This window comes from Corynebacterium crudilactis (assembly GCF_001643015.1).
Lineage (GTDB): Bacteria > Actinomycetota > Actinomycetes > Mycobacteriales > Mycobacteriaceae > Corynebacterium > Corynebacterium crudilactis.
Map to the genome: position 1 here is coordinate 1002325 of NZ_CP015622.1, position 12854 is coordinate 1015178.

Consider the following 12854-nt stretch of genomic DNA (forward strand, 5'->3'; position numbering starts at 1 on the left):
GATGCTCGCAGGATTGTTGAAAATTGCTGCAACTGACCCTAAATTGAAGGGGCTCATATCGAATGTGGGGCAGCAGCACCTGCATATTACTGGCATCGATCAGGCACGCCCCTGGGTATTGGGGGCGCTTGCACATCACGCACCGGTACTCGTGGTTACTGCGACGGGGCGTGAGGCTGAAGATCTCACTGCTGAATTGAAAGCGATGATGGGGGATAAAGTCGCGTGGCTTCCATCCTGGGAGACTTTGCCCCATGAGCGTTTGAGTCCTGGCGTGGATATTGTGGGTAAGCGTGCTCAAGTACTCAATCACTTGGGGGATCTGAGCATTGTTGTCGCTGCTGCCCGAGCTTTTTGCCAGCCGGTGCTTAAAGATGCAGAAGGTCGTGCTCCTTTAGTTCTTGCAGAAGGCGCAGAGTTTGATTTCTCCTCTTTGACCAATGAACTGGTATTTCGTGCGTATAAGCATGTAGATATGGTGGCTAAGCGAGGAGAGTTTGCTACTCGCGGTGGCATTTTGGATATTTTCCCCACCACGTTGGATTATCCAGTGCGTGTGGAGTTCTGGGGCGATGAAGTTTCTGATATCCGACAGTTTTCGGTAGCCGATCAGCGCACCATCCCAGAAATTACTATTCAGCGCATTGAGATCTTCCCGGCGCGTGAACTGCTTATTACTGAAGATGTTGCAGCCCGTGCAGAAGCACTCATGGTGAAACACCCTGGTAATCCCACGTTGGTGGAGATGCTGTCTCGTATTGCTGATTCCCAAGATGTGGATGGCATGGAAGCGCTGATTCCAGCGTTGACGGATACTCCGATGATCCCGATGCTGGAGCTGATGCCACCACATACGCATGTTGTGGTGATTGCTCCAGAAAAGGTACGCAGGCGCATTGCTGATTTAGAGGCAACTGATGCTGAGTTCTTAATGGCAGGGTGGGAAGCTGCTGCCATGGGTGCTGATGGTCCGATAGCTGCAGAGGGCTTGGACTTGGAAGCTTCTAGCTATCGCAGTTATGAAAGTTTGGGGGTCTCTGCGTCGAAAAGCGATATGCGCTGGTGGACTTTCGCGCCTCCGGGCATGTTTGAGGCGTCGGAGGATGCGACGCTGCCGCTAGAGTTTGAACCTGGACCTGCGCCGCGCGGTGAGCTGCCGAAAATCGACGAGATGATGGCTCAGCTGCTCGCGCACACTTTGGCTGGTGGTCGTGCGGCTTTTATTGCGCCGACGCAGGGCGCAATCAAGCGCATGGTGGAACGCTTCGCAGAGAAGGGAATTCCCACTCATGTGGCGACTCCTGGCTGGGAGCCGACGCCTGGTCAGGTGACGCTTTATCATGCGCTGAGCCATGGCGGATTGGTGCTTCCTAAAGTGCGCAAACACCGTGATGGTGCCGCGATGCCACTGGTGATTATTACAGAAACTGATCTCACTGGTAACCGCGTGGGCGATATTGCGGGTGCGAAACGCCGACCTGCAAAGCGCCGCAACAAGGTTGATCCGCTGGCGCTGGAACCTGGTGATTTGGTTGTTCATGAAACCCACGGCATTGGTCGTTTTGTGAAAATGACAGAACGCACCATTTCCGCAGGTGATGAAACCTCAAGGCGCGAATATATCGTGTTGGAATACGCGCCATCCAAGCGCGGGCAGCCTGGAGATCAGCTCTACGTTCCGATGGATGCGCTGGATATGTTGAGCCGCTATGTCGGTGGCGAAAAGCCCACCCTATCCAAAATGGGTGGCTCTGATTGGAAGAACGCCAAAACCAAAGCACGTGCTGCGGTGCGCGAAATCGCAGGTGAATTGGTGGAGCTCTATGCCAAGCGCCAATCCGCGCCGGGTCATCCTTTTGCGCCGGATACTCCGTGGCAAAAAGAGATGGAAGATAACTTCCCCTACGTGGAAACTGAAGATCAGATGCTGGCGATCGATGCGGTGAAGGAGGACATGGAAAAAAGTGTTCCTATGGACCGCGTGATCATTGGTGATGTTGGCTACGGAAAAACTGAAGTGGCGGTGCGTGCAGCATTCAAAGCTGTACAAGATGGAAAACAGGTGGCAGTTCTCGTACCAACCACTTTGCTTGCGCAGCAGCACCACTCCACTTTTGAAGAGCGCATGGCGGGTTTCCCGATCACTATTAAGGGCTTGTCGCGCTTTACATCGACGGCAGATTCTAAGGAAGTCCTGGCAGGACTTGCAGCGGGATCCGTGGATATTGTCATTGGTACGCACCGCTTGCTGCAAACTGGTGTGCAGTGGAAAAACTTAGGCCTTGTCATCGTGGATGAGGAGCAGCGTTTTGGAGTGGAGCACAAAGAACATATCAAGGCATTGCGCACCCACGTGGATGTGTTGACTATGTCTGCAACTCCGATTCCGCGCACCTTGGAAATGTCTATGGCGGGTATCCGTGAAATGACCACGATGCTGACCCCGCCTGAGGATAGGCATCCGATTTTGACCTATGTCGGCCCTTATGAAGATAAGCAGGTTGCAGCATCGATTCGCCGTGAATTGCTGCGCGATGGCCAGGTCTTTTTCATTCACAACAAGGTTGCCGATATTGAGAAGAAGGCGCGCGAGATCCGTGACCTTGTTCCAGAAGCCCGCGTGGTGGTTGCTCATGGACAGATGAATGAAGATTTGCTTGAGCAAACTGTTCAAGGGTTCTGGGATCGTGAATATGATGTGCTGGTGTGTACAACAATTGTGGAAACTGGTTTGGATATCGCCAATGCCAATACCTTGATTGTGGAAAATGCACACCACATGGGCTTGTCCCAGCTGCACCAGTTGCGAGGACGTGTGGGCCGTTCCCGCGAGCGTGGCTATGCCTATTTCTTGTATCCAAAGGGTGCTACGTTGACGGAAACTTCTTATGATCGATTGGCAACCATTGCGCAGAACAATGATTTGGGTGCCGGCATGGCAGTGGCCATGAAGGATCTGGAAATGCGCGGTGCCGGCAATGTCTTAGGTGCTGAACAATCAGGACATATCGCGGGCGTTGGTTTTGATCTCTATGTTCGCCTCGTCGGTGAAGCCGTTGAAGCATATCGCGCGCTTGCTGATGGAAAAGCAGTGGATGGCACAGTGAAGGGGCCAAAGGAAATCCGCGTGGATCTTCCCGTGGATGCGCATATTCCGGAAAAGTACATCAACGCCGAACGTTTGCGCCTAGAGATCTATCGCAAGCTTGCACAGTCTGAATCTGAAGTAGATTTGCGCCTTGCAGTCGAAGAAATGGAAGACCGCTACGGTCCAATCCCTGAAGAAGTCTCACGCTTGCTGTCTGTGTCGCGCTTGCGCCATCTCATGCGGGAAGCACACTTGACAGATATTGCCGTGCAAGGAACCCGCATCAAGGTCCACCCTGTGGATCTGGCGGATTCCCAGCAAGTTCGCCTCAAGCGCCTGTTCCCAGGCGCCACCTACCGGGCTGCAGCTAAAGCTATCCAGCTGTCTTTCCCGAAGGCAGGCAAGAAGGTGACAGATCCTTTGCTTCGCGACGTCGACCTGCTCCAGTGGGTCGCGGACTTTATTTCCAACATGTTTAATTTGGAAGAAATCGATGTCCGCGGACCACAACCTGGAAAGCCTAAGAAGAAATCAACGGTGATCTCCGTCAGTACTTAAATCTGACTCAATGATGGAGGGGGCGTTGAATTGGGAGTTGTATAACGTCCAATACGCCCCCTTCTTCGCCATCAATTCACGATGATTTCCCTGCTCCACGATCTCTCCGTCTTTCATCATCAAAATGAGATTGGCATCGCGGATAGTGGACAGTCGGTGTGCGATAACAAAAGCAGTGCGGTCTTGGCGCAATTTCGACATGGCGCGCTGAATCAATAATTCTGTACGCGTATCTACTGACGAGGTTGCCTCATCCAAGATCAACAACCGCGGGTTTGCCAAGAATGCGCGAGCAATGGTGACCAACTGACGTTCTCCTACAGACAGGTTCACTGCTTCATCATCTAATACAGTGTCGTAGCCATCGGGGAGTGAACGCACAAAACGATCCACATAAGCAGCCTTGGACGCATTAAGCATCTCGTTCTCGGTTGCTTCCGGCCGGCCATAAAGGATATTTTCCCTAATCGTTCCAGCAAACAACCACGTATCTTGGAGCACCATACCGGTGCGTGAACGCAGATCCTCGCGGGTCATATCCTGAATATCAACGGCCGTATCTGCGGTGCGGCCCAAAGTAATGGAACCACTGTTGAGGTCATAGAAACGCATGATCAGGTTCACCAGCGTGGTTTTACCAGCACCAGTAGGGCCCACGATGGCAATCGTACTGCCGGAGCGAACTTCGAGATCTAGATTATTGATCAACGGGCGCTCTTCTGTGTAGCCGAAGGTGACGTTCTTAAATTCCAAACGATTGGCATCATCTGCAACAGTTTCAGGCTGCGCAGGATCACTGTCCTGTTCCTTTTCGTCGAGAAGCTCAAACACGCGCTCGGCGCTGGCCACGCCGGACTGCAGCAGATTGGCCATGGAACCTAATTGCGACAGCGGTTGGGTAAATTGGCGGGAATATTGGATGAAGGATTGCACGCCACCGATAGACAAAGAACCAGAAGCAACTTGCAAACCACCCACCACAGCGATGGCCACATAGCTTAAATTACCCACGAACATCATGGTGGGCATGATGATACCGGAAATAAATTGAGCTCCGAAGCTGGCTTTATAAACAGCCTGGTTTTCTTCTTCAAAAGCTTTTTGCGCTTCCTTTTGGTGCCCAAAAACCTTTACCACCGCATGGCCGGAATAGGTTTCCTCCACGCGTGCATTCAAGATTCCTGTTTGTTTCCATTGCTCCGCAAACAGCTTTTGCGAGCGGCTCGCTACTAAAACAGTGACTAGGACAGTAACCGGAATAGATACCAGCGCAACCAAAGCAAGCAACGGGGAGATGATAAACATCATCACCAACACGCCCACGACTGTGAGTAGGGAAGTGATTGCCTGCGACAACGTCTGTTGCAAGGACTGCCCAATATTATCTACGTCATTGGTAACACGGCTGAGCAAATCACCACGTTTGATGGAGTCAAAATAGCTCAATGGCAAACGGTGAATCTTTTCCTCCACCTCCATGCGCAGGCGGTGCATTGCTCCTTGCACAATGCGGTTTAAGATACGAGCCTGGAATAATGCCAGCACGCTACCGAAAAGATAAGCGGCTATCACGAATCCCAAAATCATGGCTAATTTATCAAAATCAATGCCTGACCCTGGAACAATATGCATATCTTCCAGCATGGATGCCTGATTATGCTCACCGGCAGCTTCCAACTGTGCAATTACTTGCTCTTTGGAACTACCGAGGGGCAAGCGCTTGGACAGGAAGCCTTCAAAGACTACGTTGGTGGCTTTACCTAATAGCCATGGACCCAACACCGTGAGACCAACGCTAAGAATTGCCAGAATAAGCACAAAGATCAACGTGTTTCGGTCTTGGCTGAGCAATCCAAAAAGCCTTTTTGCGGAAGGCTTAAAATTCTGTGCCTTTTGATTCGGTGCAGTTTCACTGCTTCTGGAACGTCCATGGTGACTCATGATTGGGCCTGCGCAGTCTCTTGAGAATCCACAATTTCTTTATAGGTGGTGCACGTTTTTAATAAGTTCTCGTGATTGCCAATCCCTGCGATTTCTCCATTCTCAAGCACCACAATTTGATCAGCATCTCGGATGGTACTGACACGTTGCGCCACAATCAGCTTGGTGGCATTCGGCAAATGAGTACTCAAAGCTCTACGAAGTGCTGCGTCAGTGCTGACGTCCAATGCAGAGAAAGAATCATCAAAGATATAGATCTCAGGCTGCTTCAATAATGCTCGAGCGATTGCTAAGCGTTGTCGTTGTCCACCGGAGACATTGGTGCCACCCTGCGCGATCTCGGAATCAAGCCCATCAGGTAACTCACGAACGAAATCTGTTGCCTGGGCAATAGCGAGAGCTTCCCAGAGCTGCGCGTCGGTTGCTTCTTCATTGCCGTAGCGCAGGTTGCTGGCGATCGTTCCAGAAAAGAGGAAAGACTTCTGCGGAACCAAACCAATTCGTGACCATAGCTCCAGTGGCTCAAAATCACGCACATTGGTGCCATCGACAGTGATAACGCCTTCGGTGGCGTCGAAAAGCCGCGGTACCAGGCCGATCAGCGTTGACTTGCCCGCACCCGTGGAACCAATGATTGCTGTGGTGCTGCCAGGTTTCACCTGGAAGCTGACACTGTTGAGTACTGGTTCATCAGCGCCGGGGAAAGCGAAAGTAGCTTTGTTAAAGACAATCTCTCCGGTGCTTTTTGCTGGTGTAATTGGTTTCTCAGGTGCTTTGACAGACAGCGTGGCATGAAGCACTTCACCAACACGATCAGCTGATACAGCAGCGCGGGGCACCATGACAAACATGAAGGCCGCCATCATCACACCCATGAGAATCTGCATGATGTACTGCAAAAAGGCGAAAAGCGTGCCAATTTGCGTTTCGCCGGATTCCACTTGGAAAGCGCCAAACCAAATAACGGCAACTGCCGAAAGGTTCATCACCAGCATCACTGCGGGAAACATCAATGCCATGAGATTACCGGTGCGAAGACCAATCTCCGCGACGTTCTTACTCGCGGTAGTAAAACGCTCATGCTCTTCATCCTCACGGACAAAAGCACGGATCACACGGATACCAGTGAGCTGCTCTCGCATGATCTGATTAATACGGTCGATGCGCTTTTGCATAAGTTGGAACATGGGCACCATGCGCACAATAATCAGCGACACAATGATGATGAGCGCTGGAATACTGACCACCATGAGCCACGACAAACCCAGATCTTGGCGAACAGCCATGATAATGCCGCCGATAGCCAGCATCGGTGCAGAAATCATCAAGGTGGATGTCATCTGAACCAACATCTGGATTTGCTGGACATCGTTGGTATTGCGGGTGATCAGTGATGGAGCACCAAATTGACCCATCTCGCGTTCGGAGAAGTTCACCACTTTGTCAAAGATTGCCGCACGCAGATCGCGGCCCACACTCATGGCGAGCTTGGAACCGAAATAAACACCGGCAATGGCGCAGGCAACTTGAATTAAAGTAAGTGCCAGCATGATGCCACCAGTGCGCCAAATATATCCGATATCGCCTGTGACCACACCATTGTCAATGATGTCTGCGTTGAGCGTTGGCAACCACAGTGAGGTAATTGATTGCGCTAATTGAAAAATAATGACCGCTAAAATTAACGGCCATGCGGGTTTAAGAAACCTCACTAATAAAGACCACAGCATGAATGAATTCCTTATGGGTGAGAGGCTGGATATTCACTGACATTCCAGTCAATGGTTTCTCACCTAGGTTACGCGTTTATTCAGCTGTGGATTGTGGCTCGAGTTGTTGTCTTTTTCAACCAGCTTGGTAGGGGAAATTCATTGAGATAACATGCAGCAACACCAAGCCCAATTCCAGGCAACGCTAGTTCATCTCGGTAACACAGATACCAACCGTGGTGTTCGGGGTGAAACTTATTTTTGGACGCTGCTAAGGAACGGAAACCATAAAACGGCTCCATTGCTCGGCCCAAGAGCTCTAGAATGGCGCTGATGGTGCCACCACCATCATCTTCCACACCTTTAGGCGTGCTTAACGGCGCACCCGATAGGGACATCCATTCCAGATCATGATCTCTGGCGAACACTACAGCCTCGGAAATCAAGAATTCAATGACAGATTTGAAGCCTTGTGGATCTCTGCGCATTACATCGAGTGTGTAACCAACAATGCGGCCGCTTTCATATACCGGCAACCAACTGGTCACACCGTGGAGATAGCCTTCGTCATCGATTGCGAGAAGAAGATAAGTATCTGGATCGGATAGCTCATTGACAGTTCCAAGCGTAAAACCCATTTCCGGCAAAGCCTTCTCAGACACCCATTCTTCAGAAAGAGCAATGATCTTGTGCTGCATTTCTACACCGAGTTCATCCCATGATGACCACGTAGATGTCACTCCAGCTTTGGCAGCACGGTTGCGAGCGGTACGCACATTTTGAAAGTTTTTTCCTTTAAAGTCCGCATTGGCAGAACTTAAAACAGCTTCCTCAGCAACCCTAAGTCTATGATGCCCTGCTGTTACTCGATTTTCTGCGAATTTTTCACCCACCGAATACCATGCGACTACCCAGCCTTGGCTGTAGGCGAAGTCTTCAAAAAGAGAAGCGAGCTCATCCTGAGAGCCCGAAACCCTACCTGCCATAACAGGTTCACCAAGGGTAATCGCTACTCCTTGTTTCACTCTATAAGCAACATAACCTGAGTCTTCTGGCGCCCACCAATAGGTATTTCCACTCCAGATAGTCATCCAGGAGAGATGATCTCCACTGCCGGAACGTAGTACAGATGCCGCTTTTATCTGATCTTGCTGTGCTTTCAGATTAGGCACACCCATGAGTAAGTGATAGAGCACTGCAGCTGTGACTAGCCAAAATAGAGTCCCGGTCCATTCAAACACTGCCCATCCTGCAGGGCTTTTAGGAAAGAGCTGGTGGTTGAGCACCGTGTCGATAGTGGGTGGTAAATAACGAAATGGCAGTTCTTTGAATGCAAGACTGAACGTGGGGTGTGGATGGAACGCATGGGGGAGAAATAGCGTGGCAAGAAGCCAGAACACGGCGGTAAGAACCCAAGTGGAAATAAGAACAAACACTGACTTGGAAATCCTTGTGGTGTCAATTTTTACTTTGAATGCCGGGCGTGAAATAAGCAAGATAAAAAGCGCAAACAGCCATGGAATAATCACACTGAAAACATTGACTGACCACAATAGATCCGTTGTATCTGCTGAGAGCTTAGTAAGTTGGAAAACCAACACTGCAATTGACAGGATTTGAGCAAGTACTGCCAAAATCCAGGCTGCTCGACGTCCCTTACTTAAACCCAACGCAAGAATTACAGTAAGAATTAGAGGAATGAGGTTCGCTACCGAAGGGCCAAAGCCATGTTGCTGAAGCTGAATGAGTGCATTTTGGCACGCATCAGAATTCGCATCAGCATGACAGAGGTGATGCATATTCTCTTCAGTTACTAGAGGCTGCCAAATTAATTCCGTTGACATGGAAAAAGGCCCATGCGTTAGTGGATTTAATGCTGCCAAAACAGGTCCAGCTGCCACAATAGTAATCAAAATAGCTGTCAGGATGCGCGCTTCGCGCACTGTAAAGGATCCCGGCAACCAGGTTGCGGAAGTTAAGCGATGCCGGCGTATTTCTCCTGCAATGCTGCCGATGATGGTGGCGGTGAGCATCGTGACGTCGGCAAGCGTGCCAGTGTAAAGCAATAAGGTCAGCCCAACGCTAAAGAGCACTAGCCGTGTGCGCCGGCGCCATAAAAGTGGCATAGAGCCAGAAGCGAAAGCTGCAACGCCAAATACCCAGAAATCTGGGGTGAGCAAAACATCTGATAGGAGATCATTACCCCAGCGATTGAGATCGGCCTCTTCAATGAGATGCGCGATACCGATCCCCAGTGGTATTGAGCTTAAATGCACCACAATTACAGCGCAGAAAAAGCGAAGGCTGCCAAGGACTCTTTCAGAAGGAACTGCCAGCACCAATATCCATAAAGTAGACATTAACGCCGATGTTGTAGTGGCTGAGCTTAAACTTGCAGTGAAAAACCGAGGATCATTCAGAGCCCAAGGCAGAGTGAGACCCAGGTGCTCCACCATCGAATGATTGGTGGGATCTTCTGCACCAAAAACTACCCGTAATCCCCACATCAAGGCGATTAAGAGGAGGCTAATGGGCGCAAAGCGGAGAGACTTGCCCAGCCAATTAATAACAAACAGAAGGTATGCCTGTGCGGCCGTTGTTGAATTTTTCATTTCACACCGGCAGTCCGCCACGCTGTGCAACCCAATCAAAAGTGTTAGCTAATGCAACTCTCCACACCTGGAAAGAGTGCCCTCCAGTGACCGTATCAAAGGTGGTGGACATGCCTGCCTGGTTACTTAAATCATTGAGATGAGTCAGCGCACGCACTGCATTCTTGTCAGAACCTCCGGCGATAAATTTTCCAGCAATCCCGCTAAAAGTAGTTGCCTTAGAATCAATAGCCTGGTTGAGGAGATCTTCTGGATTGACGGCTTTAAATGCTTCTTCATCGCCGCCGAAAAGCTGATTAACGGTGTCTTGGTGCTTACCTAAGGTGGGCTCTTCTTGACCGGAGAAATTGAGAAATGATCCATAAGATTCTGGATGGTTAGTCATAATCTGCAAAGCACATGTTCCGCCGTAGCTTAAACCACCAATTGTCCAGGCACGTTGATCAGGATTTACTCGAAATTTCTCTTTGATCAACATTGGGACATCTTGAGAGAGATAACTCATAACAAGCTGAGCATCCGAATCCACACAGGCTGGGTTTCCGCTAAAAGAGCCAGTTCCATCAACGCTGATAACAATTGGACTGATTCCGTCATGGGTAGCTTGAAAATCATCTGCAATCTGTCCAGCATTTCCACTGCTAAACCATTGGTCGGGTTGCCCTGGATTTCCGGGAAGCAAAACTAACACGGGAAGTTGCGAGTTGGGGTTATTCCAATAAGCAGGTGGAATATATGCGTAGGCATCGCGGGCATTAAAATCTGATACTGAATTATCAGTTGTCCCAGCCATGGGAACCTGTACGAGAGCTCTAACTTCACGATTATCTAATGTCGGTGCAGTTTTCTGTGCTTGAAAATCTGCGTAAGTCATGGGCACTGTGGTCGGGGCTGCATTGAAAGAACCCACAGTGGGGTAAGGCTGGTAAATCATATTGACCACTAGCGCAGTGTTGAGCAAGGCAATGACAGTGAGTACCAGCATCACAACTTTTGTTCGACCCTGGCGGAAAAAGATGCTCAAAAGGGAAAATACTGCGATGCCACCAGCAGCATAAATTGTCCACGGGTTAGCATCAGGAAACGGCTTCCAGAGCTTTTCAATAAAGAGCCACACACCACCAGTGAACACGATGGATAGCAGCAAGGACCACAGCGTGCGCTTGCGGGAGTGAGCAGAAAACACTCCAAGCAAAGCCACGATGAGAGTGAGAGCTGCTATACAAATAATCACGGCCAGAGCAGTGCTATCTATAAGCGATATCGTTCGCCATTCATTCACACAGTTATTATTCTCTTCTAATTTCCAAGAAAGAGAGGGAAAACTGACGAGGTAACAGTTAATTAGTTGTAAGAACTACGTGGAATTGCTGTAAAAACAGCAGGCACATTTTTAGAGCGACAGCGTGCCGTTGGCCAAACCAATAGCTCCTGCGCTGGCTGCAATAACGAGAACAACCACTACGCCTACCTCAAAGCGGTTAAAAACTTGTTCGCGGCGATAAAGGCGGGTCCAGACATAAGGGATCAAACCAGTCAGCATAGCCATCGCACCAAAGAGCACATACTGCGGTTCAGCGGCATAAAACAGCCATACTGAATAAACTAGAGCCACGATACCCACAATTAAGTGTTTGCGGTTTTCCTGACTAGAAATCTCTGGGCCGGAATCATTAAAACGAGTACCAGCATGTGGATGCGTAATGCCTTTTCCGCGAGTAGCAAGCAGAACTAGATAGATCGCAGAGAACAGATAAGGCACAAGATAAAGATTTGTGGCCAACTGAACCATAGAGACATAGGTGGTCTCGTTGAAGAAGAACACAATGACAACGATCTGGATAACGATGGTCGAAATCAGTTGAGCCATCCATGCTGCACCACGGCGATTAATAGCACCGATTTTCTTTGGAATTAGCCCATCCATTGCCATCAATGCAAGCGGTTCCGCACACAGCATCTGCCAGGACACATATGCACCCAGCACAGAAAGGCAGAGGCCGAGAGAAATCAACGCTGCACCCCAAGGGCCAACCACAGCTTCTAGGACAGAGGCCATGGAATTATCTGGCAGTGCTGCCAATTCAGCTTGAGTAAGAACACCGAAGCTCAACGAAGAAATAGACACCAATAACAGCAAGACCGCAACAAAACCAATGATGGTTGAGCGACTGACATCGCTGCGGGAGCGTGCTTGTCGGGAATAGACCGATGCACCTTCAATACCAATAAAGACCCACACGGTATACACCATGATGCCCTTGACCTGATCAAAAATACTGCCCACATCGCCGTCACGTGCCCAAAAATCAAGCGTGAACTTTTCCCAGCTAAAGCCTAAGAAAGCCACCAAAATGATAAAGCACAGCAGTGGAAGGATCTTGGCCACTGTTGTAACAGTGGTTAAGAATGCTGCCTGGCTAATTCCCCTAGACACCACTCCGAAAACCAACCATGTCAAAGCACTCACTGCGAGCGCTGAGATAAAAGGGTGATCCGAGGAAAACAGCGGCACATAATGGCCGACCGTAGAGAAAAACAATGTGGCATAGCCGACCTGCGCGATGACAGAACCAAGCCAATATCCCCACGCAGAGGAAAAACCTACGTAATCACCTAAGCCCACACGCGCATATGCGTACACGCCGGAATCTAAATGAGGTTTCCTTCGCGCAAGGACGTGGAACACGAAGGCAACGGAAAGCATACCCACGCCTGCGATTAGCCAGCCGATCAGCATCGCGCCGGGTCCGGCAACTGATCCAATATTTTGGGGGATGGAGAAAATTCCAGCGCCGACAGTTGATCCAATGATCAGCGCGATAAGGGTTCTGATAGATACAGTGCGGCTTGTGGCCGCTGCTTCGCTAGAACTAACAGCATTTTGTTGATTATGCACTCATTTAAGGTAGTTGACCTTTAACGTTTGCGCGAAACTTCGAGTAC

Annotated in this window: 6 protein-coding genes; 1 reads left to right on the forward strand and 5 read right to left on the reverse strand. The window is 49.9% G+C overall.

What is annotated here, in order from left to right; genetic code table 11:
- Nucleotide 1 precedes the first annotated feature (1 nt).
- The gene (gene mfd, locus ccrud_RS04755) at nt 2-3646 is read left to right on the forward strand and encodes a transcription-repair coupling factor (protein WP_066569546.1); all 3645 of its coding nucleotides are present in this window, start codon (nt 2-4) and stop codon (nt 3644-3646) included.
- Here mfd and ccrud_RS04760 read toward each other — a convergent pair.
- The 5 genes from ccrud_RS04760 to ccrud_RS04780 all read right to left on the reverse strand — a co-directional run bounded on the left by ccrud_RS04760 (nt 3620) and on the right by ccrud_RS04780 (nt 12807).
- The gene (locus ccrud_RS04760) at nt 3620-5587 is read right to left on the reverse strand and encodes an ABC transporter ATP-binding protein (RefSeq protein WP_066565090.1); all 1968 of its coding nucleotides are present in this window, start codon (nt 5585-5587) and stop codon (nt 3620-3622) included. The genes mfd and ccrud_RS04760 overlap by 27 nt on opposite strands.
- Nucleotides 5584-7317 carry an ABC transporter ATP-binding protein gene (locus ccrud_RS04765; protein ID WP_066565091.1) on the reverse strand — a complete coding sequence of 578 codons (1734 nt, stop codon included), beginning with the start codon at nt 7315-7317 and terminating at the stop codon, nt 5584-5586. Before ccrud_RS04765 ends, ccrud_RS04760 begins: the two co-directional genes overlap by 4 nt.
- An 80-nt stretch (nt 7318-7397) precedes the next feature.
- The gene (locus ccrud_RS04770; RefSeq protein WP_066565092.1) at nt 7398-9908 is read right to left on the reverse strand and encodes a bifunctional lysylphosphatidylglycerol flippase/synthetase MprF; all 2511 of its coding nucleotides are present in this window, start codon (nt 9906-9908) and stop codon (nt 7398-7400) included.
- 1 nt (nt 9909) lies between these two features.
- On the reverse strand, nt 9910-11190 hold the full coding sequence (locus ccrud_RS04775; RefSeq protein WP_066565093.1) for an alpha/beta hydrolase-fold protein: 1281 nt from the start codon (nt 11188-11190) through the stop codon (nt 9910-9912).
- A gap of 111 nt (nt 11191-11301) precedes the next feature.
- On the reverse strand, nt 11302-12807 hold the full coding sequence (locus ccrud_RS04780; RefSeq protein ID WP_066565094.1) for an amino acid permease: 1506 nt from the start codon (nt 12805-12807) through the stop codon (nt 11302-11304).
- Between the last annotated feature and the right edge of the window lie 47 nt (nt 12808-12854).

What these genes read in the sequence shown, in the direction of transcription:
- mfd (WP_066569546.1), top strand. Translation starts at nt 2, where the DNA reads ATGCTCGCAGGATTGTTGAAAATTGCTGCAACTGACCCTAAATTGAAG.
- ccrud_RS04760 (WP_066565090.1), bottom strand. Translation starts at nt 5,587, where the DNA reads ATGAGTCACCATGGACGTTCCAGAAGCAGTGAAACTGCACCGAATCAA.
- ccrud_RS04765 (WP_066565091.1), bottom strand. Translation starts at nt 7,317, where the DNA reads ATGCTGTGGTCTTTATTAGTGAGGTTTCTTAAACCCGCATGGCCGTTA.
- ccrud_RS04770 (WP_066565092.1), bottom strand. Translation starts at nt 9,908, where the DNA reads ATGAAAAATTCAACAACGGCCGCACAGGCATACCTTCTGTTTGTTATT.